We start from the raw sequence: 23085 nt of genomic DNA, 5'->3' as shown, positions 1-23085 counted from the left end.
TATTATATACCAGCATATTTTTATCTATTATATGGCGGTCATAATTTATCAATCTGACAATACAAAAATATTTACTTATTTTAGCAGAAAAAATAAACTGAAATTTCAATCTTTTTAACTACTGAAAAAAGACTTGTTATATCCTTTTTCTGTTTTTTCGGAATGTGGCTAAAAATAATTATTTTATTTAATTGATATTTTAATTTATTTATACAGCACCTGTTGATATTTATCTAAAATCCATTTTAGTTATCTTATTAGGCAATCAATGTATTCATACAGCACCTGTTGATATTTATCAGAAAAGCTTACCAAAAAACATTATACCTCGAGGGTATTCGTACAGCACCTGTTGATATTTATCATGGATAAACGTTGTATTTGATGTTGTTAGTATTGAGTATTCGTACAGCACCTGTTGATATTTATCTGTTGAATTTGAAATTAGAGGGAACTTCTTATATGAGTATTCGTACAGTACCTGTTGATATTTATCAATAAAAGGCTTCTTAGACATGGGATATTCTTACAGGTATTCGTACAGTACCTGTTGATATTTATCTAAAATCATGGGCGTTAAAAAATTGTATATACATCAGTATTCGTACAGTACCTGTTGATATTTATCGGATTTAAAAGAAAAGCCATGTGTGTACTGTGGCAGTATTCGTACAGTACCTGTTGATATTTATCTTAAAACTCGCCGAAAATTTCTTGCGTTGCAATCTGGTATTCGTACAGTACCTGTTGATATTTATCATAACAGGCTATAGAAGTAAAGAGGGTAGAAATCCGTATTCGTACAGTACCTGTTGATATTTATCTCTAGTAATATTAGGTTTTATTAATTACATTATAGTTATAAAGTATTGATATTGCAAGGTTTTTAGAAATTTTACCAGCAAATATAAGATATTAGCCATAATTTTAGAACATCAATAATTACAATATCTATCAAGATTTTATAAAAAATTAGCTGGTAAATTTATAAATTATTATAGTTATTTTAGGCTTAAGCTATTATCTATATATCAATGTTTATTAGGTAAAACTTTAAACTTCATACCATATTTTTATAAATCTCATTATGTTTATTTATATTGATATATCAATGTTTATAGCGTCAAAATCCTTTACGACTGGACTTTTAAACTTCTTAACTTTCAACCTAATTTTTTATTTTTTTATCAGCGATTTAACGCGGAAAATGCGACCCCTGCAATCAATATATATCTAGGTAGTACCTTGGATACTGGGGGTACAGACTAACTATATCATATACATTAGCCCTGTATAGACATCTTTTATTAATGTAGGTCTTATTTATCTATTGTATGGCGGTTCTAGTTTATCCAAAATCTGACAAAAATAATTTTTCTACAGAAATAACAAAGGCTAATAAATAAAGCTTTTAAAGTTATTTTTCCACTATGAGTATACTTGCATTTGTCAGCTTGTCAGCCAAAAAAAATACTATTTTAAGAGAAATAAACCACGCTCAAGGCTCCGCAATAGTACGCCTACCCTTTAGAAAGTACCTTTTATTTAGTCCCAACATAACCGCCATAAATTATTGATGCATCATTCTAATATACTACTAACACCAAAATAACATACAATCATTTTATCTAGTAATCTTTTTTTATTCCTATATATCGTCTTTACATCACAAAATAATTTTTCTGCTATGGCTTCTATAGTATTATGCTCAAAATAAAATAGCGGTATTATATCATAATATTTATCTTTTGATATCAATAATAAACAGCGTTCTATTTGCTTTATGTGTAGTTTATCAATAACGATACCAGCTTTTATTTTATCCGCCATATATTTTCTTTTATCTTCTATAGTCCACTGTGATGAACTCTTATTTATTTTATGAACTGCTGGGCAGACTTCAAAATATTCTTTTTCTAAGTTTTTGATATCTTCTTCTTTAAATTGTATACCTTCTTTTATTTGATTATATGTTAATAGATATTTAGACATCTGCTTTCTATAATACTTTATATCATGTTTATTTTTATTTTGATAATCTTGTATCGTAGTCATAATATACCGCCTTTTCATCATAGATTAATAAATACACTCTAAGAACATACATATATTATCATTACTATAATCGCTTTATTGATAAGTATAAATTTTCATTTTAGATTTAAACTCATTTTTATCTTTTATCTGTAAAGTAAATCACTAATCAAAACATAATAAAAACCCATATGATACAAGCTTTTCTATTGGTTTATAAACGATTTTTGTTTTTGCCATTACCTTGTAAAGTAAAAATCATAAATGACTGTATACTTATATAATAAATAATGATATTATATAAATAGTGTATCTATTATTTAGATTTTGGCGGTTTTATGCGTATTAGCCTATAGAATTGATATTCGTATTCTATACCGCTATCAAATTCATAAAAGCCGTTTATTATTGAATGAGTGTCTAAATAATAACCTTTTTTTGTTTTTGGCTGTATTTTCCAAGTTTTATGATGTATAACAGCCGTTGAGCGTTGGGGCTTTTGCAAGTTTTGGCTAGAGTTCCAACGCTTTTTGTATATATTAGGCAATACATAAAAAGCATTTCTATTTTTCTTTATAAAATAGTTGGCTAAGTTTTCAGCGTCTTGCAAAGTTCCGCCATATAATTTTATTTTCACAAATCCATTTTTCCATATATCACGAATATGAGATACTTTGATAATATTTCTGCTGGTATGAATAATAATATGATGATGTATTTTATTTTTTCCGCCGATTTCTGTTACTACAATATATTTTGCTTCTACATCTAATTTTTTTGCTAATCGTTGCAATCTTTTTCTAAAATTAGCTAGATGTTTTTTTGCTTCTTCTCCTGATACTGGCTTATCATATGTCAATGTGCAATATAAATCATTTTCGTTAAAGTTTTGTAGAAGTAACAATCTTAATAAATTAGTAGCGTATTTAATATTTCTTTTTTCCTGCTGTTCTGATGTAGTATTCATCTTGATGCATCTTAATCTATTTTTAACTGGTAATCTTTTACTTTTAGTTATTTCTAAAATATCGCCATTTCTTATACTAATCTCATCTTTTCTATAAGCCATTTTCTTTTGCTCCTTTCTCTATATTTTTATGTATGGTCATTAAGATAATAACCTTATCAAGTCATAAAGGGCTTTATATAGCCCTTAAATTATGTAATATAAACGCTTCAGGAATGAACGTTTCGTTCATACCTTTATAGCCCTTAAATTATGTAATATAAAAGCCCCAATTTTAGGGGCTTATTATTTTTAATCTTTAAAATGTAATGATATCCAATTAACTAAAAAATGAAATGTTACTGCATTAACTTTTTGATAAATCACTATGTTTTTACTTGTATTCTTGTTCATATTTAGCCTATATAATTGATTTTTATTTTTATCTCGCTTAGATACAATCAATTTAATGTTTATATTGGTCTCTAAATCTTTCATTTCTAAAGTAAAACTATCATCTACAAGATTAAATCTTTCATATCTATTGTTCATTTTGCCTAAAGTTATAATAATATCTTGTTCATCTTTCATTTTTTCGCCCTCAATTTTTCATATATTTTTGATGTTTATATTGTATAAATTCTTCAAAACTGGCAAGATGTACCAGCTTTTTTTGTGGGCTTACATCACGGAAAGCCTTTTGGTATTTTGGTATTAATCGCATTTCATTTATTAACCGCCATAATGTAGAACGGCTGAAATCGTAAAGTTTCAATATATGCTTTAGTTGTACATATACATCATTATTTTTTATTCTGATATCTACTAACGTATCTGCTATAGTACCCATTTTTTATTGCTCCTTAAAATCTTAGAAGTACAATCTTTTATATAAGCATTTATATAGATGTGGTTTATGCTCATGTATTTATTTTTATTAGAATTTGTTATAAAATATAAGTGTCTTTTATTCGTTCCTTGTTTTATTGCAAGGGACTATTTTTTTTAAATCATTAAGTAAATCAACATTTACATCATGCAAATTTTTTAATATAAGATGCAGGGCTTTTTCTTTTGTTTTATCCGTTACATCTTTATTTTTTAATATGCTTTTTAACGTATATTCAATGGCGGTCAAATTAAATACATTTTCAAAAAATCCATTGAATACATTATCATCTAATACATATTTTTCTCTTGTTATAACTTTTAAATTCATATAATACCTTTTTCAAGCCTTATATATTGTTATATAGGGCTTTTTTTTACACTTTTTTAACAGTCTTTTAAATATTTTTCGTTTAGTTTTATAAAGTTCTTCATGAAATCAAGCATTTTTTCATCTACTATACTATGATGAACTGTTATATCTTTTCTTTTTTCTTGATAGATTGCTAGGATTTCATCAACAGCGTTGCTATCAGTAGAGAATATAAAAGCTTTTATATTATTGCTTTTATCTGCAACTAAAGAAAAACTTTTTGCCATGTCTTTTGCTCCTTTCATCAATACCGCCAAAAAATATATTGGCGGTTTTCTTATTCTTGTATTAAGTCTTTAGGTTCAACATCTAAAGCCTTTGCTATCTTACCTAGTGATTTATAACTACTAAAAGCACTATCTTTGATAATTTTGCTTATTGTTGTATCTGATAAGCCAGCTTCTTTTGCTAAATCTGTAGGATTGTACAACTTTTTAGCCATAGCATTATTAAAATTATTTTTATTAAGTTTAAACATTTTCTTACCTCTTTTGTCTAAAATGTACCAAAACAATTATTTTTGATTTAATTAGCTCAAATTAGCTTAAGTTAATTATATTATGTTATTAATCAAAAATCAATGCTATTTTGTGCTTCTTTAATATATTTTTTCTTGATTTAAGCTATTATGAACTATATAATATATATTAAAGAGGTGAAAAAATGGGATTTCAAGAGAATTTACGCCATTATAGAGAAAAGGCAGGTTATAAATCCGCTAAAGATTTTGCTAATACATTAGGTATTCAACCAAATACTTATGTAGGTTATGAAGTTAGAGGACGTGAACCCAAATACGAAACACTATGCAAAATTGCCGACCTGCTTCAAGTATCTACTGATGATTTATTAGGGCGAACGACTAATATTTTAGGAAATGACGAGGATAATCGTCTTATAGAAAGAATAAATGATATTTTATCTACTGATATAAATAATTTAGATATTGAACTAAATAAAATAGATGATAAATATATATACTTTGAATTTAAAAATAAACTTGACCTAAAAGAACAAATCAAACTAATGATTGATAAAAAAAATTTTATAAAAAACTTAAATATAATTGATGATTATTTTAAAAATCAAAAAAATATTTTTATAAAAAATAGCTTGATTTTATTATTATTTAAAGGTTATGAAGGTTATTCGGATTGTTTATTTAAAATTTTAAAAAGTAATGTATCAGAAAATAAAAAATTTGATACTAAAGGAGCTGTATTGACAATGGATAAAGTAAAGGAATTTTTAAATAAACATAAAGAATATATAGATAAAACAAAAACACATGATATTATCAACATAAAAAAAGAACTTTTTGATAAATTGAAGTTTTATTAATAAATAGATACACTAGGCAAGTACCTATTTATTTATCTGATGATTAATTGCATTGCCTAAGCAATTAATTATTAAATAGCTGAAGTAAAACTTTTAGCCCCTGCATTTTTGCGTTGGCTAAAAACAATATATTTAAAACTGTTATTTTAGCAGTTTTGGATTGTTAGAAATTTTACATCTTAACGAACGCATTTTTACGTTGGTTAAAATAAAGACATGCATACAATGCACCACATTATAAACATGATATAAGCTTAAAAATATATGTTATTTCTGAAAGTCCAATTTTGGACTATCAAAAATAATTGAATAACATATGTAAAAGTGGCAAATTATCACCTTAGAAAAATGAGTCAAACCCTAGAAAATGTCATGTTTAAAAAATCTCAAAAGTAAAAAAATACCGCCATAAGATAAATACTTTAGGCGGTAATATATAAGGCTTTTTACAGGTACAATCATAAGCACCAGCAAAATAAAAGGGCTGAAACTGGCTAATATTTCATCAAAAAAGATTGATGTGTTATTGGCTTTATTAAGTTTACTCATTTTTAAAGCTCAAGCTTGAGCCTTAATATTATCTAATAAAAAAATGGACTTGCTTAATAATATTATGAGTTTATATCTTTTATTTTTGATGATGATTTATCATTCTTTTATGTTAAATTGCTTTAATAGTAGCCCTGTATAGATGTTTTATATATGTATAGATATATTTGTATAGGCTATGCTTTAAAATCGCTTGTATTGGCGGTTAAATTTTTTGTATCGAGGTGAATTTATTGAAAGAAAGAATTTATTTATCAAATGATTACTTTTCTGATTTACTGGTTAGAATGGCACATCATAGCACCGCCATAGAAGGCAATACATTGACACAAGGGGAAACAAAAAGCATTTTAATTGATAATTATATCCCTCGTGCTATGAATATGCGAGAACTTAACGAGGTCCTTAATTATAAATCTTATATTAATCAAATGATTGATGATTTAAAACATGATGCATCAATAAATAATGAGTTTATAAAATCAATACATGCTATTTTATGTAATAATGCTATTGACGGTGTAGCAGGTAGATTTAAAACTATACCTAATTTAGTAATTGGGGCTGATTTTACACCGACACCACCTTATTTAGTTCCTAGTGCATTAGAAGATTGGCGAGCCAATTTACAATATCAAATAGAATTGGCAAAAAATACTGATGAAATAATAGAAAGTATTTTACGTCAGCATATACAATTTGAGCATATACACCCATTTTCAGACGGCAATGGTCGAGTTGGTAGGGCTTTAATTGTTTATAGTTGCTTGCAAGCTCATATCTTACCTATTGTTATACCTGTAAACGACAAGCAAAGATATATAAACTGCTTAAATACTGAAAACATGGCAGATTTTATGGCTTTTGCCAAAGAACTTCAAGCAAATGAGTTAATTCGATTGCAGGCACTAGCAAATAATAATGAGCATGATATATATATTGAAGTTGATTTATGATAATCTCTTCATGCTGATGAAACACTAGCAGATTTATTTTACTGTATTATGATGAGAACTTTATAAAATTTATCCAGCATATTTTTATATGCTTTTTATTTTAACTATATAATATTTCAGTGATTTTCAATTATTATATGAGCATTTATATAGATGTGGTTTATGTGAAGATAATACATTGAAAAGGTGGTTTATTATGTGGATCGAGAAAGTCATAAACTCAAAAGGTATTAGATATAAATTTTGTGAAAGGTTCTTAAATCCTAATACTAATAAAATGATAAAATTATCTGTTACATTAAACAGCAATACAACTCATGCCAAAAGAAAAGCTACAGAATTATTACAAGCTAAATTTAATGATGTAATAAATAAAGCAGAAAAAAAGCAACTTGAAAAGATTAATAATTTAACCTTTATACAAGTTGCTAATGAATGGTTAGAATATACCGCCCCAACTGTAAAAGTTGATACAAGAATAAATCATAAAAATTATATAAAGCGTATAGAAAAAGCCATTTCAGATATGTTATTTATTGATTTTACACCAGCAATAGCAGAAAAAATAATTCAAGATATGTACTATACTGAAAAATTATCATATAGTTATTCAAATGGTACGTTGGTAATTATAAAATCTATAATGAAATATGCTAAAAAATCACAATATATACAGGATATAAGCGATTTTATAGAAATAAAATTAAAAAAAAGACCTGCTACAAAAAAAGAAGTTCATAAATTACAAAATAAATTTCTAAATGCTGATGAATTAAAATCATGTTTGCATCAATTAAAAAAAATAAATTCTCGTATTGCTTTAGCTATGGAATTTATCGCTCTTACTGGTTTACGTTGTGGGGAATTACTCGCCTTGCGTGTTCAAGATTATGATAAGGAAAATTCTAAAATAAATATAAATGGTACTCTTTTAAAATCTGCACATAATGGTGAAGATATACAACGTGGTACACCTAAAAATATTTATTCATATCGTGATGTTACTATAAATAATAGAGCAAAATATATACTTGATATTATAATTTTAGAAAATAAAAGGCTTGCCAGCTGGAATAGTAAAAAATATAAAGATAGAGGCTATATTTTTACAAATAGCACTGGCAACCCTTTTAATATTCAATATATCAATAGCAAATTAAGAAAACTAAAAATTACAGATAAAAAGATATCAAGTCATATTTTCCGCCATACTCATATTAGTATATTAGCAGAGTATAATATACCATTAAAAGCTATTATGCAACGTGTAGGACATAACGATCCTAATACAACATTGAGTATTTATACTCATGTTACTGATGCTATGAATAATGAAGTTAAAAATAAACTACAAGCCCTTAGTTTTTAAAAGGGGCAAAAAAGGGGCAAACTTTTTAAAAGCAATGAAAAAAAGGGAAATACTTCAAACTACTAAAAAGCCTTTAAATACTAGATTTATCAAGACTTTGAAACACTTTGAAATATTTCCCTGTATCGTTTTATTTAATGGCGGAGAGGGTGGGATTCGAACCCACGGTCCCTTTCGGAATCACTGGTTTTCAAGACCAGCTCCTTAAACCACTCGGACACCTCTCCATTAGTTGCTATATAAGTATAGCAATTTTTTTTTACGCTTGTCAACTATTAATTTAAGTAACTTAAAAAAATTATGACGAATAATAAAGCTTATCAAAATTTTGAACATAAACGGAAACTATCATTATGGATATGCTTGATAAGTTATATTATATGAATTATACTTAAATATGCAATAGATAAAAGTAAAATAAAAAGGTTGGTGAATAATTATGGACGAGTATCCGGAGAGTAATAAATTATGTATTAATAAAAAAGAATATAGTGGATACCTACCAAATTATTCATCAGATTTATGTAATAAAAATATTGATAAGATCTTAGTTGAATAATAAATTGTGGTAGGTTTTTTAGAGAAGGGAGAAATCTATCGCAATGTTAAAAATTTATAAATCCATGGAAACAGGTCCTTTAAAGGAATTGACATTAAAATCATTAGAAAAAGGGGCATGGATAAATATTGTTGCACCTACTCCATATGAATTAAAGGTAGTAGGTAATTTAACACAAGTAGAACCTGATTTTTTGCGTTCTGCACTAGATAATGAAGAACGTTCACATACCGATATAGAAGATAATTCGATTATGATTTTGACTAATGTGCCAGTTATGAGAACATTTGAATCTTATGACACTTTGCCATTAGCCATTATTTTAACACCAGATTATATTATTACAGTATGTTTAGAGGATACGCCAGTAATATCAGATTTTAATGAAAGAACATATCGTTCTTTTCGTACTTTTAAAAAAACACGCTTTTTATTTCAAATCTTGTATAAATCAGTTACATATTATTTGAAATATCTTCGTCAAATAGATAAATTATCTGATGAAATTGAAGCTAGATTGCGTGAATCCACTGAAAATAGAGAGATTTTGCGTTTGTTGGAATTACAAAAAGCACTGACTTATTTTAATGCGTCTTTACGTTCTAATGGTGCAGTGCTTGAAAAACTTATGCGATTGCGTTCTAATCATAGTTTGCAAAATATTATAAAGTTATATGAAGAAGATGAAGATTTATTAGAAGATGTAATTATTGAAAATAAACAGGCACGTGAGATGGTTGAAATGTATAGTACAATTTTGGCTAGGCTTGCGGATACTTTTTCTTCAATAATGTCGAATAATTTAAACTTAGTAATGCGTTTTTTGGCTGCAATGACAATTATTTTAGCTATACCAACAGTTATTTCTAGTTTTTTTGGTATGAATGTGGAAGTACCGTTTTCGGAAAATCCTTTAGCGTTTTTAGATATTTGTATATTAGCTATATTTTTGGCTGGTGTTTGTGCCACTGTTTTATGGCGAAAAAATATGTTTTAACTTAAAGAGGTCTTTATGCGAACATTAATAGAAGCTAATTTATGTGATGGTGTTATCTATGGAGATAATGTCAATTTAGAATATGTATATATGCCTGCTTCGGAGATAGGTGTGAAAAATCCTATATGTATTTTTGAGGAAAACTCTTCACGTGAAGATATTTCCATGAGTGAGGCTTTAACTATTATTCGTAAACGCAGTTTAAAACCTGTGAAACATCCAAGATTAGGTATTTCTTCTTGTTAATATAAGCGATTATATCTTATAGGGAAGGATATGATGTATATGATGGCAATACCATCTTCTGATTTATTAAATGAATTTACACTATATGCTGATAAAGTGGTTGATGAAAAGGAAACCTTGATTGTACAGCGTAGCAGTGGAAAAAATATAGTGGTTATGTCTATGGAACAGTTTAATGAAATGCAAAAGGAAATTTTTTTGGCTAAAAATGCTCAAGAGAAAAAGTGAGGTTTTTGCTAAATGGATATAAATACTAAAGAAATTAATGTAGGTTTTCATGTGCATGAAGATGGCACCGTGCATACTCATCATGGACATACACATACGCATACACAGACAAAGGCTGTGTTAAATCGATTATCAAGGGCAATAGGTCATTTGAGTGCTGTAAAACGTATGGTAGAGCAAAATAGAGATTGTAGTGATGTATTGATACAATTATCAGCTGTTAATTCAGCAATAAAAAATGTATCTAAGATAATTTTGCAGGATCATATAGAACATTGTTTAGTAGAAGCTGTAAAGGAAAATGACCAAGAAGCAATTGATAAATTAAAAGAGGCAATTGATAAATTTGTAAAATAATGAAGGGCAAGTATTTATGAAGGTAAATATTTGCCTTTTGTACTTTTAGTACATTTTTTTGTCAATTGAGAAAAGATTTTTGAATTGATGGAATTAACAATAATATACTAAATAGTAGACTTTTTATTGATAGAATGATAAAATCTTTTAAGAATGAGTAATGTATTTTGAGTACAAGATATTGATAGGATGAATAAAATGGTAACAATAAATGCAAATGCAAAAATAAATCTTACTTTGGATATTTTAGGCAAAAGAACAGATGGTTATCATGAAGTTAGTATGGTCATGCAATCTATTAACCTATTTGATACATTGACTTTTACTAAACTTGATGCAGAAGAAGGAATTATTCTTCATGGTGATGTCAAAGGTGTAGCAAAGCCTGAGGATAATTTGATTTATAAAGCAGCGAAATTATTTTTAGATACATATAAGATAAATAGTGGTATAGAGATTAATTTAATCAAAAGAATACCTGTAGCCGCTGGATTAGCTGGTGGTAGTACCGATGCTGCTGCTGTATTTAGAGGTTTAAATGAATTATTTGAAATGAATTTAGGCGTTAATGCATTGTGTAATATGGCAGAAAAATTAGGTTCAGATATATCTTTTTGTTTGATGGGCGGTACAATGTTAGCGACTGGCAGAGGCGAGATATTACAGGAAATTTCAGCTATGCCCAAGACAAATATTGTTTTAGTAAAGCCTAAAGTAGATGTGTCCACTGCATGGGTATATAAAAATTATCATAAAGTTGAAAATAGTGTAATTCATCCTGATAATAAAGCAATGCGAAAAGCCTTGTTGAAAAAGGATTTACAAGGTATTTGTAAAGCTTTAGGTAATGTTTTAGAATATGTGACTATTCCAGAATATCCTGAAATAGCACAGATAAAACAGAAGCTTTCTGATTATGGAGCAATGGCTGCGATGATGTCAGGCAGTGGCCCAACAGTTTTTGCCATTGTAGAAGATAGTCAAAAGGCAAAAGAAATCGCAGGCAAAATACAATTGGATTTTGATGCAGATGTATTCGCTGTAGAAACAGCAGAAAAAAATTTTTAATGGAGGAATAAACATGAGCAATAAACTTACGCCAATAAAGTTAGATAGTTATCAGCCATTGCGTGAAGTGGTTTTTGAAACTTTACGTGATGCGATAAGAAAAGGTATTTTAAAGCCAGGCGAACGCTTAATGGAAATTCATTTAGCTGAACAACTTGGTGTTAGTCGTACTCCTGTTAGAGAGGCAATTCGCAAATTAGAATTAGAAGGATATGTCATTATGATGCCTCGTCGCGGTACATATGTATCTAATTTGTCCATTAAAGATATCAATGAAGTTTTTGAAATTAGAACATCACTAGATTCTCTAGCTAGTGGACTTGCTGCTGAACGTATCACAGATGAAGAGCTTGAACAATTACAGCGACTATTAGTTGTCATTGGTGAAGCTATAAAAGAAAAAAATATGGAAAAAATCGTTGAAGCTGATACAAAATTCCATGATATTTTATATCAGGCAAGTAGAAACAATCGTTTAGTAGGTATTATTTATAATTTACGTGAACAATTGACAAGTTTCCGTGCAAAATCCATGGCCTATCCTGGTCGTTTAGAAGAAACATTGGAAGAACATCGTCGTATTGTTGATACTATTGCCCAAGGTGATGCAGTAGCTGCACAAAAGGCTTCTGAATATCACATGGAGCGTTCTGAACATACTTTATTGCTTAGTATGGAAGATAAAGACGGTAATATGTAATTAAAATAATTACTAAAGATTTTTATTAGATATGATTTAGATATGATATAATAAACATAGGTAGTTTTTTATTTTATGATAAAGATAAAAATATATATGATTTTTTTGTCTGATGTAATAGCAAAATAATTTTTATATATTGAAAACCGTGGGATGCACGGGGTTTGCTTGATATGAAAACATCAAGAAGTTTCTATTTTATATTTATCATCAGTAAAAGTAGAAATACATCACATATACGATAAAGGAAAGTGAATTTTAAGGTGAAATCAGAAGGATTAATTACCATTATTTTAGCCGCAGGTAAAGGCACTCGTATGAAATCTAAATTACCAAAAGTACTTCATTGTGCAGGTGGAAAGCCAATGGTAGAACATGTACTTGATGCTGCTAAAGATGCTGGTTCCACACGTAATATAGTTGTTGTTGGTTTTGGTCGTGAACAAGTTGAAGCTGTTTTAGGTGATAAAGCTGAAATTGTTTTACAAGAGGAACAATTAGGTACAGGTCATGCTGTAATGCAGGCAGAACCATTAATTAAAGATAAAAATACTGCTATAATGGTTTTATGTGGTGATACTCCACTTGTTACAGGTGCGACATTAAAAAAATTCTATGAAGAACATATACAATCAGGTGCAAAAGCTTCTGTACTTACAACATTTATGCCGGATCCATTTGGTTATGGACGTGTAATTCGTCTATTAGATGGTTCTGTAGAAAAGATTGTAGAACAAAAAGATGCTAGTGAACGTGAATGTGCAATTAATGAAATCAATACAGGTATATACTGCTTTGATGCTGAATCCTTATTCGCTAGTTTGAAAAAAGTAAATAACAATAATGCTCAAGGTGAATACTATTTACCAGATGTTTTATCCATTTTACGTAAAGAAAAACAGAAAATAAATGCTTCTATTGCTGAAAATTATGAAGAAACATTAGGTATAAATTCTCGTGAACAATTATCTAATGCTGAAAAAATTCTTCGTCAGCGTAAAAATAAAGAATTAATGGCTCAGGGTGTAACTTTGATGGACCCTAATACTACTTATGTAGACACTGATGTTGAAATTGGGCAAGATACTATAATTTATCCATCTACATGGATTGAAGGTAATAGTAAAATTGGTGAAGGCTGTAAACTTGGACCAAACTCACATTTTAAAAATACAGTTATGGGTAATAATGTAGAAGCTATGTTCAGTTTCACTGAAGACTGCGAAATCGCTGATGATGTAAAAATGGGACCATATGTACACATTCGTCCTAATACAAAACTTGCACATAAAGTGAAAATCGGTAATTTCGTAGAAGTTAAAAACTCCAATATCGGTGAAGGCTCTAAATTACCTCACTTGAGCTATATTGGGGATACTGATATGGGCTCTGGTGTAAATATGGGCTGTGGTACAATCACTGTAAATTATGATGGAAAAACTAAATTCCGTACAACAATAGGTGATGATTGCTTTATTGGTTGCAACTCAAATCTTGTAGCTCCAGTTAAAGTAAATAATGGTGCATATATAGGTGCAGGTTCTACCATCACAAAAGAAGTTCCAGAAAATGCACTTGCAATTGCACGTGAAAGACAGAAAAATATTGAAGGTTGGAAAGATAAAAGAAAATAACTAAGAAATTTAGTTAGTATATCAGTATAATAGTTTAATTTATATTTAATTTTGATAGCAATGTAGGATAGCTACATTTCTATATATATTATTATTATTTATTATATTTTTAACAGATTTCAGGAGGAGTAAAATGAACTTCGATACATCAAAATTATGTATTCTCACTGGTAATGCCAATCCAAAATTAGCAGAAGAAGTAGCACAGTATATCGGTGTGGAATTATGTCATGCTTTTGTAGGTCACTTCAACAATGGTGAAACTCAAGTAATGATTAGCGACAGTATTCGTGGTAAGGATGTATTTATTATTCAGCCAACTAGCCAACCAGTAAATGACAATCTTATGGAATTACTCGTTATGGCTGATGCTTGCCGTCGTGCTTCCGCACAGAGCATTAATGCGGTTGTACCATATTATGCTTATTCTCGTCAAGACCGTAAAACTCGTGGTCGTGAACCAATTTCTGCAAAATTAGTAGCTAATCTTATGACTACAGCTGGTATTGACCGTGTAATCACTGTTGACTTACATGCTGGTCAAATTCAAGGTTTCTTTGATATTCCAGTAGATCATCTTGCAGCAGCTCCACTTCTTGCAGCTTATATTCAAGCTAAAAATCTTGATGATGTAGTAGTTGTATCTCCTGACCTTGGTGGTGTAACACGTGCACGTGCATTAGCAGACCGCTTAAAGGCTCCTATTGCTATCATTGAAAAACGTCGTCCAATGCCAGGTTGTGCTAAAGTTATGAACTTAATTGGTGATGTAAAAGACAAAAATTGCGTTATCATCGATGATATTGTAGATACAGCAGGTTCTTTATGTGAAGGTGCAAAAGCACTTGTTAAACATGGTGCTAAATCTGTTTATGCTTGTTGTACTCATGGTATCTTAAGTGATCCAGCAGTTCAACGTATTGAAGATTCTCCAATGGAAGAATTAATTATTACAAATACTATTCCATTACCTGAAGAAAAACATTCTAGCAAAATTGTTTCTGTATCTATGGCTCCACCTATAGGAGAAGTTATTTCTCGTATTTATCAGAAAAAATCTGTAAGCAAACTTTTTGATTCAATTGATATCGTAAAAGGTAAAGGCTGATAACTAAATAAAAAATAAAAGAGGTCTCGTTTTGAGGCCTCTTTTGTGGATATGGGCAAATTTTAGAGTAAGATTTTCATTGTAAATTCAGTTTGGGGTTATATATTAAAATGAAAATAATAAATATAGGAGGGTTTTTATAATTTATGTTTACCATAGAAATTATAAAAGCTATTATTTTAGGGATTGTTGAAGGTTTAACTGAATGGTTACCTGTAAGTAGTACAGGTCATATGATTTTAGTTGACGAATTTATGTCTTTAAATGTAAGTAAAGCTTTTATGGATATGTTTTTGGTAGTTATTCAATTGGGTGCAATTTTAGCAGTAGTTGCCTTAAATTTTGATAGACTAAATCCATTTTCAAAGCGAAAAACGTATTTGAAAAAAAGACAAACTATTTCTTTATGGGGAAAAGTAATAGTTGGTTGTATTCCTGCTGCTGTGATTGGTTTAGCATTCAATGATTATATGGAAGAACATTTTATGAATGCACATGTAGTAGCATTTACATTAGTTTTATATGGTGTTTTATTCATTATAGTTGAAAATTATAATAAACATAGAAGACCAAGAATAAAAGATGTTGATTACTTAGATTATAAAACAGCATTGATAATAGGTTTCTTTCAGGTATTATCATTAGTTCCAGGTACATCTCGCTCTGGTTCCACTATTTTAGGTGGTATTTTATTTGGAACTTCTCGTGTGGTAGCTACAGAATACACATTCTTTTTAGCTATTCCTGTTATGTTTGGTGCTAGTGCATTAAAACTATTTAAATTCGGTTTTAATTATACTTTTGAAGAAGTTATTTTACTATTAGTGGGCATGGTAGTAGCTTTTATAGTTTCTATTATTTCTATTAAATTCTTACTCCGTTATGTAAGAACAAATGACTTTAAAGCATTTGGCTGGTATCGTATAATTTTAGGTCTAATCGTATTTGCATATTTTTATTTCCAAGGATAATTTGACAATTTAAACTGAAATAAATAAAAGAAAAAGTAAAAAATAAAAGGGATAAGATTTGAATTTATATCAAATCGTATCCCTTTTTTCTTTAGATTATTTTTAATTTTAGTGATAAGAGAAGCCTTTGCCATTTACTTCAGAAGCATTGGATATAATGAAAAAAGCTCGTTTATCTATATTTAAGGCTATTTCTTTAATTTTACTTAACTGAGTGAGATTTACTACAATATAAAGTATTTTCTTCTTAGTATGTGTATATCCACCTTCGCCATTAATTAGAGTAACACCACGGCCTAACTCAAGCATGATGAGACCTGCTATTTGTTCGGATTTATCGGAGATAATCATTATAGATTTTCGTTTATTAAAACCTGTAACAATTCTATTGTCAACCTCACCCATGATATACATATAGATTAAAGTATAGACAGCTACTTCAAAGTTAAATAAACATAAACCACAAAGTACAATGATACAATTTAGAGCGAAAATCATAGTGCCGATATTATAAGAATAAAGTTTTTTGATTAAAGCTGCGATTACATCGGCACCACCAGTGTTGGCATTTGCACGTAAGATGAGACCAAAGCCAATACCAGAAACTACACCAGCAACTATTGCAGATAGCATAGGGTTATTATGTAGTGGCGTGTATGGTGTTAAAAATGATGTCAAATCAATGAAAAATGAATATAAACTTGTACCTAATATTGTATTGAAAAAATATAATCTGCCAAAGAAATGATAGGCAATATATAAAATAGGTATGTTGAATATAATGTTTTGTATACCAATTGGTAAATCAAATAAATAGTGAAGAATAATGGCTATCCCTGTAAGTCCACCAGATAAAAAGTGATTAGGAATTAAAAAGAGATTACAAGATATAGCAGAAATGAGTGCACCAAGCACAATCATCGCATATTGTACAATATACTTTTTCATAAAATACCTCTAAAATAATATAAAATCTAAATCAATATTCATCATTATATAGCAATTTAGACATTTAGCAAGTAGTTTTTTTAATTATTTTACATATTTTATAAAATTTTTATTTAAGATTGTAAAAAAATGTACATTACAATCTACGTTTAGCAATAGCATTACGCATTTTTTCGATATTAGTGAAGTTTTTTGTAACATTTTTTTGATATACACCCATATATAGAATATCTACTATGGCCATATGGATCAAACGAGAAGCAACTGCTTCTGATTTATAGGCGATTTCGCGACCCATACCATGCAAAACAACATCGGCTAATTTACAAAGTGGGGAATTCATATAACTTGTTATGGCTATAATGGGGATATTATTATTGTGGGCTAATTCAATTGCTTGGAGTAAATCGATATTGGCACCGGTATGAGATACACAGATGATTAAATCTTTTTCTGTGAGTAGAGATGAGGCTGTAACTTGCATATGCAAATCATTATAGGCTTTTATAGGAATACCAAAACGCATAAAACGTGTTTCGATATCTTGGCAGACTGTAAAAGAATTGCCAAAACCATATACGCAGATTTGATGTGCATTTTTTATAAGTTGAACAGCCTTTTCCACTTGAGAAAAATCCAATAATTTTAAAGTGTCTTGAAGTCCATCAGTTATAGAAGAAAATAATTTTTCTGCAATTAATTTATAGGAATCATTGGGATTGATTTCTTGAGACACTAATTCATCTTGGCTAAATACTTCACTAGCTAAGGATATTTTTAAACTTTGTAGACCGCTAAAACCTAATTTTTTACAAAAACGAGAAATAGTAATTTCCGAACTTTGAGTATTGCTGGCTAAATCGGAGATAGTTTGACTCATGACAGTTTTTAAATTGGCAAGGATATAATCTATGATGCGTTTTTCTGATTTCGTCATATTATTATAATTGCTACGCATTAATGTTAAGATAGATGTATTTGTCTCCATGATGTTCACCTCAAAATCTTTCTTAATGTAATTATAACAACAAAATACAGTGATAGTATAGAATAAGATTGATAAAATGATATAAAAATATCAAAAATAAAAAATAAAATGAAAAATATATTGCATAATAAAGTTTTATTTGTTATAATTTGCTTGTGTTAGTAAATAAAGAAATTACATAAATTAATGATTTTTCAGTTTATTTATAATGATTTAGGGAAAGGGCGGTTTTAATGTTGGCTTTTAGTAATACAAGAAGTTGTATTTGGATTGGGGTAGATGTAGGTACTACAGGAGTTAGAGCGATTGCTTATCAAAAAGATGGATTGAGTTTATGTAGTGCAGATGAATTTTATCCGTTAGAAACACCATATCCAGATTGGGCTGAGCAAAATCCTGAGATTATATATAAAGCAATTGAAAAAGTTGTACGTGAAGTAGCTAATACTTTAATTTATAAAGGAAAAAATGTATCTGGTATAGCTATTAGTACTGTTATGCATAGCTTTGCACCGGCTAATGAAAATCGTGAATTGTTGAGCAATATGATAACTTGGGCAGATAGCCGTTCCGTAGGTATTGTTAATGAATTAAAAAAAGATGAAGCCTTAGTAAAAGGTTTTTATGAAAGAACATGTTGTCCAACTCATTCTTGTTATCCATTTTTGAAAATCTTATGGGTGAGAAAAAATTATCCTGACGTATTTGCCAAAATGAGATATATCTATTCTTTAAAAGATTATATTTTTGAAAAAATGACAGGTGAGTGGGTAGTTGATAAGTCTTCAGCTTCTGCAAGTGGTTTATATAATGCTCATAAAATGGATTGGGACGAAGAAATTTTAAATTATGCGGGAATAACGAGAGCACAATTACCACCTGTTGTATCTACGACTTATCAGAGTAAATTGACAGATAATGCAGCACAAAGATTGAATTTACCAGAAAATTTACCTGTAGTTATTGGTGCTACGGATGGTGTATTGGTAAATGTGGGAATTGGTGCTATCGAAGATGGTCAGTTAAGTGCAACAATCGGTACAAGCGGAGCAATTAGAATGCTCACAAAAACACCAAAGGTGGATAGTTTAGGACGCACATGGTGTTATAACTTGACTGATGATATGTGGGTTGCAGGTGGTGCTATAAATAATGGTGGCATCATCATGAGATGGCTTCGCGATAAAGTCTGTCATTATAGCAATCATCGTTTAGAAGATATCGATATTGACCCATATGATTTAATGACGCTTAAAGCTTCTAAAATTCCAGCTGGAGCAGATGGATTATTGTTGTTGCCATTTTTTACAGGTGAACGTGCACCATATTGGAATTCTGAACTTCGTGGAATGTTTTTTGGCTTATCTTTAAATCACAGTCGTTCTCATATGATTAGAGCTGGCATGGAAGGTATATGTTTTAGTTTAAATTGTGTACTAAGTGCTTTAAAAGATTTTGGTCAGGTAAAAGATATTCGCGTTAGTGGTAGTTTTACAAAATCACCATTATGGTTACAAATTATGGCTGATATCTTTGGCGAACATATAACTTTACCTCAAAATAGCGAGGGAGCAGCTTTTGGGGCAGCTGTTTTAGGTTTCATAGCCAGTGGTGAGATGAAAGATATCTCAGATACTGCAAATTTAATTAAACCGAAGAAAGTATATAAACCACAAGCAGAAAATAAAGAAGTCTATGAAGAACTTTTTGATATCTATAGCAGTTTATATGAAAAATTACAACCTGATTTTGCACGCATAACTACGTATCAAAATAGAATGTATAAATAATAAAAATATATAAAGAGAGAGGGTTTTGATTATGCCATTAGCTATATTGGCTGTGGGGATTATTATTTTATTTATACTTATTGTAAAGTGTAAATTAAATAGTTTTTTATCTTTAATTTTTGTAGCAATTTTTATGGGCTTTGCTTTAGGTTTACCAGTAGATGCTATCGTACCATCTATAACTAAGGGGTTAGGCGGTACATTAGGAGGTCTGGCAATAGTCGTAAGTTTTGGGGCTATGCTTGGTAAATTGATGGCTGATAGTGGGGGAGCACAAAGAATTGCCACTACATTGATTTCTATGTTCGGAGTAAAAAATGTTCGTTGGGCTGTTTGCTTAACAGGTTTTGTCGTAGGTATTGCACTTTTTTATGAAATCGGCTTTGTACTTTTAATTCCATTAGTATTTACGATTGCAGCGGAAGCAAAGGTTAATCTTTTAGAAGTTGGTATTCCAATGGCAGCTTCTTTATCTGTAGCACATGGATTTTTACCACCTCACCCAGGACCAACAGCGATTGCGGTTATTTTTAATGCAGACTTAGGGACTACTTTGATTTATGGCTTTATTATTGCAGTGCCAACAGTTATCTTAGCAGGACCACTTTATTATAATTTTGTTAAAGATTTAAAACCAGAAATACCAGAAGGATTATATAATCCTAAAATTTTCAAAGAAGATGAAATGCCTTCTTTTGCAGTAAGTATTTTTACAGCATTAGTACCAGTTGTATTGATGGCTGCTTCTGCTATTGTAAAAATGACTTTAGATGATACGTATAGTATTTACCATATTTTAGTATTTTTAGGAAATCCAGATATAGCACTTACTATTTCTGTAATCATTGCTATTTTTACTTTTGGTTTAAATCGCGGAAAATCCATGAAAGAAATAATGACAAGTGTAGAAGATGCAGTAAAAACTATTGCGATGATCTTACTTGTTGTTGCAGGTGGCGGTGTTTTAAAACAGATTTTAATTGATAGTGGATTGGGAACATATATCGGTAGTTTAATTCATGGTTCAGATATGTCTCCATTATTGATGGCATGGTTGATTGCTGCTGTTATTAGAACTTCTGTTGGGTCTGCAACTGTAGCGGCACTTACAGCAGGTGGTATTGTAGCACCATTAATTCCACTCACTGGTGTAAGCCCAGAACTTATGGTATTAGCAGTTGGTGCAGGTAGTGTAATTTTCAGCCCACCAAATGATCCAGGATTTTGGTTATTTAAAGAGTTCTTTGGTTTAACTATAAAAGGAACAATTCGCACATGGTGTGCTTTGGAAACTATTATTTCTGTTGCAGGTATTATTGGTGTAATGATTTTAAATGCAATTTTGTTTTGATAATTTTTAAAGATTTTATGCAAATAAATTATAAATAAAAAAGAATAAATGTATTTTATGAATAATTTAGTAGCTGGATTTTAGATATGCAATAATATATTGTACGAGAAAAATAAAAAAGCTACCTTATTGGTAGCTTTTTTTGATAGACAGTTGTACAATATAGATATATTTTTTTTATTTTTAATGGGGGAAAATAAAATTTATGAAATCAAATATAGCAGTTATTGGTATGGGTGTAATGGGAAGCTGTTTAGCTTTAAATATGGCAAATCATAATTTCAAAGTAGCCGTATATAATTACACTCCAGATTTAACAGAGGATTTTGTTAAAAATCATCCACATGATAATATAACAGCTTTTTATGATGTAAAATCCTTAGTAGAAGGTGTAGCTCGTCCTCGTAAATTCTTTATCATGGTAACAGCAGGTAAAGCAGTAGATAGTGTGATTGAAAGTCTTTTACCTTATTTAGATAAAGAAGATATCATCATGGACGGTGGAAATTCCTTCTTTAAAGATACACAGAGAAGATATGAATATGTAACTTCTAAAGGATTTAAATATTTTGGTGTTGGTGTATCTGGCGGTGAAGAGGGAGCACTCAATGGCCCAGCATTAATGCCAGGCGGTAATAAAGAAAGTTATAAAGAAATCAAAGAAGTTTTAGAAGCTATTTCCGCTAAAGCTGAAGATGGTAAACCTTGTTGCACATATATCGGTGAAAACGGTGCAGGTCATTATGTAAAAATGGTGCATAATGGTATTGAATATGCAGATATGCAACTTATTGCTGAAGCTTATTTATTATTAAAACATGTTGGTGGATATGAAAATTCTCAGATTGCAGATATTTTCAATGAATGGAACCAAGGTGAATTAAATAGCTTCTTAATTGGTATTACAGCAGATATCTTTAAAGAAAAAGATGATTTAGGCGAAGGCGAATTAGTAGATAAAATCTTAGATAGTGCAGGGCAAAAAGGCACAGGTCGTTGGACAAGTTTAGCTGCTTTAGAACAAGGTGTGAATACATCTATTATGACAAGTGCTTGCAATGCTAGAAATATCAGTTCTTTCTATGAAAAACGTCAACAATTAGCAGAAAGTGGTTTGAAAAAAGTATTACCTGTAGAAATTGATGCAGATTTTGTAGAAGATGTAAGACGTTCTTTATATACAGCTAAAATTGCAGCATATGCTCAAGGTCTTGCTTTGTATAAGAGTGCCTCTGAAACATATGATTGGCATTTAGATTTAGGCGATATTGCTTCTATTTTCAGAGCTGGTTGCATTATTCAGGCGAAATTTTTAAATAATATCACAAATGCTTATCAGCAAGAACCTAATTTAGATAATTTAATTGAAAATGAATTCTTTGCTGAAAAAGTAAAAAATAATCAGCAATGTTTAAGAAAAATTGTAGCTAAAGCTATTTTAGCAGGTGTACCAGTACCAGCTTTTGCAAATGCAATTTCTTATATTGATGGCTTGAGTACAAAAGTTGTGGGTGCAAATCTCATTCAAGCTCAAAGAGATTATTTTGGTGCTCATACGTATAAACGCATTGATAGAGAAGGCTCTTTCCATCATCAGTGGCAAAAACATTTTGATAGATAAAAATATAGAAAGAAAAAGCAGACTTTTGTCTGCTTTTTTTTTATAATATAAAGTATTGGAATG

24 protein-coding genes, 1 tRNA gene and 1 CRISPR repeat array are annotated in these 23085 nt (G+C 29.7%); of the genes, 15 read left to right on the top strand and 10 right to left on the bottom strand.

What is annotated here, in order from left to right; all coding sequences use genetic code 11:
- Positions 1-204: 204 nt before the first annotated feature.
- A CRISPR array of direct repeats spans positions 205-824; the repeat unit is 30 nt; unit sequence GTATTCGTACAGTACCTGTTGATATTTATC.
- 757 nt (positions 825-1581) lie between these two features.
- From Q5I67_RS02855 to Q5I67_RS02825, 7 genes are all read right to left on the bottom strand, one after another.
- Positions 1582-2055, bottom strand: a complete 474-nt coding sequence (locus Q5I67_RS02855; protein WP_302486296.1) for a hypothetical protein — start codon at positions 2053-2055, stop codon at positions 1582-1584.
- A gap of 295 nt (positions 2056-2350) precedes the next feature.
- Positions 2351-3103, bottom strand: a complete 753-nt coding sequence (locus tag Q5I67_RS02850) for a hypothetical protein (RefSeq protein WP_302486295.1) — start codon at positions 3101-3103, stop codon at positions 2351-2353.
- A gap of 189 nt (positions 3104-3292) precedes the next feature.
- Positions 3293-3571, bottom strand: coding sequence for a hypothetical protein (locus Q5I67_RS02845; RefSeq protein ID WP_075554936.1), 279 nt, complete (start codon positions 3569-3571; stop codon positions 3293-3295).
- A 10-nt stretch (positions 3572-3581) separates the two neighbouring features.
- Positions 3582-3830 (bottom strand): hypothetical protein, encoded by a 249-nt coding sequence (locus tag Q5I67_RS02840; RefSeq protein WP_302486294.1) that lies wholly within the window; start codon positions 3828-3830, stop codon positions 3582-3584.
- A gap of 117 nt (positions 3831-3947) precedes the next feature.
- On the bottom strand, positions 3948-4199 hold the full coding sequence (locus Q5I67_RS02835; RefSeq protein WP_019000173.1) for a hypothetical protein: 252 nt from the start codon (positions 4197-4199) through the stop codon (positions 3948-3950).
- A gap of 56 nt (positions 4200-4255) precedes the next feature.
- Entirely contained in the window at positions 4256-4468 is a 213-nt protein-coding gene (locus Q5I67_RS02830) for a hypothetical protein (RefSeq protein ID WP_302486293.1), read from the bottom strand.
- 50 nt (positions 4469-4518) lie between these two features.
- Positions 4519-4719, bottom strand: coding sequence for a helix-turn-helix transcriptional regulator (locus tag Q5I67_RS02825; protein WP_302486292.1), 201 nt, complete (start codon positions 4717-4719; stop codon positions 4519-4521).
- Between the two features lie 185 nt (positions 4720-4904).
- On the opposite strand from Q5I67_RS02825, the gene Q5I67_RS02820 reads away from it, so the two are divergent.
- From Q5I67_RS02820 to Q5I67_RS02810, 3 genes are all read left to right on the top strand, one after another.
- A complete protein-coding gene (locus Q5I67_RS02820) occupies positions 4905-5582 on the top strand; it encodes a helix-turn-helix domain-containing protein (protein ID WP_302486291.1) in 678 nt (225 codons plus the stop codon).
- 794 nt (positions 5583-6376) lie between these two features.
- Entirely contained in the window at positions 6377-7087 is a 711-nt protein-coding gene (locus Q5I67_RS02815) for a Fic family protein (RefSeq protein WP_302486350.1), read from the top strand.
- 277 nt (positions 7088-7364) lie between these two features.
- Positions 7365-8456 (top strand): site-specific integrase, encoded by a 1092-nt coding sequence (locus Q5I67_RS02810; RefSeq protein WP_302486290.1) that lies wholly within the window; start codon positions 7365-7367, stop codon positions 8454-8456.
- 138 nt (positions 8457-8594) lie between these two features.
- Here the strand turns inward: Q5I67_RS02810 and Q5I67_RS02805 are convergent.
- Positions 8595-8683, bottom strand: a tRNA-Ser gene (locus Q5I67_RS02805).
- 375 nt (positions 8684-9058) lie between these two features.
- Between Q5I67_RS02805 and Q5I67_RS02800 the strand changes: the two genes are divergently transcribed.
- The 9 genes from Q5I67_RS02800 (at position 9059) to Q5I67_RS02760 (ending at position 16324) form a co-directional block, all read left to right on the top strand.
- On the top strand, positions 9059-10012 hold the full coding sequence (locus tag Q5I67_RS02800) for a magnesium transporter CorA family protein (protein WP_296897463.1): 954 nt from the start codon (positions 9059-9061) through the stop codon (positions 10010-10012).
- 15 nt (positions 10013-10027) lie between these two features.
- Positions 10028-10258 (top strand): hypothetical protein, encoded by a 231-nt coding sequence (locus tag Q5I67_RS02795; protein ID WP_302486289.1) that lies wholly within the window; start codon positions 10028-10030, stop codon positions 10256-10258.
- A gap of 39 nt (positions 10259-10297) precedes the next feature.
- The gene (locus Q5I67_RS02790; protein WP_302486288.1) at positions 10298-10486 is read left to right on the top strand and encodes a type II toxin-antitoxin system prevent-host-death family antitoxin; all 189 of its coding nucleotides are present in this window, start codon (positions 10298-10300) and stop codon (positions 10484-10486) included.
- A gap of 12 nt (positions 10487-10498) precedes the next feature.
- Positions 10499-10843 carry a metal-sensing transcriptional repressor gene (locus Q5I67_RS02785; RefSeq protein WP_302486287.1) on the top strand — a complete coding sequence of 115 codons (345 nt, stop codon included), beginning with the start codon at positions 10499-10501 and terminating at the stop codon, positions 10841-10843.
- A 198-nt stretch (positions 10844-11041) separates the two neighbouring features.
- Positions 11042-11911, top strand: coding sequence for a 4-(cytidine 5'-diphospho)-2-C-methyl-D-erythritol kinase (gene ispE, locus Q5I67_RS02780; RefSeq protein ID WP_296899049.1), 870 nt, complete (start codon positions 11042-11044; stop codon positions 11909-11911).
- Between the two features lie 13 nt (positions 11912-11924).
- The gene (locus tag Q5I67_RS02775) at positions 11925-12611 is read left to right on the top strand and encodes a GntR family transcriptional regulator (protein WP_296899047.1); all 687 of its coding nucleotides are present in this window, start codon (positions 11925-11927) and stop codon (positions 12609-12611) included.
- Between the two features lie 263 nt (positions 12612-12874).
- The gene (gene glmU, locus Q5I67_RS02770; protein ID WP_296899045.1) at positions 12875-14245 is read left to right on the top strand and encodes a bifunctional UDP-N-acetylglucosamine diphosphorylase/glucosamine-1-phosphate N-acetyltransferase GlmU; all 1371 of its coding nucleotides are present in this window, start codon (positions 12875-12877) and stop codon (positions 14243-14245) included.
- 133 nt (positions 14246-14378) lie between these two features.
- Positions 14379-15353 carry a ribose-phosphate pyrophosphokinase gene (locus Q5I67_RS02765; protein WP_296922571.1) on the top strand — a complete coding sequence of 325 codons (975 nt, stop codon included), beginning with the start codon at positions 14379-14381 and terminating at the stop codon, positions 15351-15353.
- A 146-nt stretch (positions 15354-15499) separates the two neighbouring features.
- Entirely contained in the window at positions 15500-16324 is an 825-nt protein-coding gene (locus tag Q5I67_RS02760; protein WP_296899039.1) for an undecaprenyl-diphosphate phosphatase, read from the top strand.
- Between the two features lie 108 nt (positions 16325-16432).
- Here the strand turns inward: Q5I67_RS02760 and Q5I67_RS02755 are convergent, their stop codons facing one another.
- Together Q5I67_RS02755 and Q5I67_RS02750 are read right to left on the bottom strand one after the other, a co-directional pair.
- Positions 16433-17272 (bottom strand): YitT family protein, encoded by an 840-nt coding sequence (locus Q5I67_RS02755; RefSeq protein ID WP_296899037.1) that lies wholly within the window; start codon positions 17270-17272, stop codon positions 16433-16435.
- Between the two features lie 136 nt (positions 17273-17408).
- A complete protein-coding gene (locus tag Q5I67_RS02750; RefSeq protein WP_302486286.1) occupies positions 17409-18260 on the bottom strand; it encodes a MurR/RpiR family transcriptional regulator in 852 nt (283 codons plus the stop codon).
- 233 nt (positions 18261-18493) lie between these two features.
- On the opposite strand from Q5I67_RS02750, the gene Q5I67_RS02745 reads away from it, so the two are divergent.
- From Q5I67_RS02745 to gndA, 3 genes are all read left to right on the top strand, one after another.
- Entirely contained in the window at positions 18494-20050 is a 1557-nt protein-coding gene (locus Q5I67_RS02745) for a gluconokinase (RefSeq protein ID WP_302486285.1), read from the top strand.
- Positions 20051-20081: 31 nt separating this feature from the next.
- Positions 20082-21401, top strand: coding sequence for a gluconate:H+ symporter (locus Q5I67_RS02740; protein ID WP_302486284.1), 1320 nt, complete (start codon positions 20082-20084; stop codon positions 21399-21401).
- A gap of 205 nt (positions 21402-21606) precedes the next feature.
- On the top strand, positions 21607-23022 hold the full coding sequence (gndA, locus tag Q5I67_RS02735) for an NADP-dependent phosphogluconate dehydrogenase (protein WP_302486283.1): 1416 nt from the start codon (positions 21607-21609) through the stop codon (positions 23020-23022).
- The last annotated feature ends 63 nt before the right edge of the window (positions 23023-23085 follow it).

The sequence above is a fragment of the uncultured Megamonas sp. genome, from assembly GCF_958438645.1.
Lineage (GTDB): Bacteria > Bacillota > Negativicutes > Selenomonadales > Selenomonadaceae > Megamonas.
The sequence above is the reverse complement of the archived record's forward strand: the minus strand, read 5'-3'. Positions and strand labels throughout refer to the sequence as shown.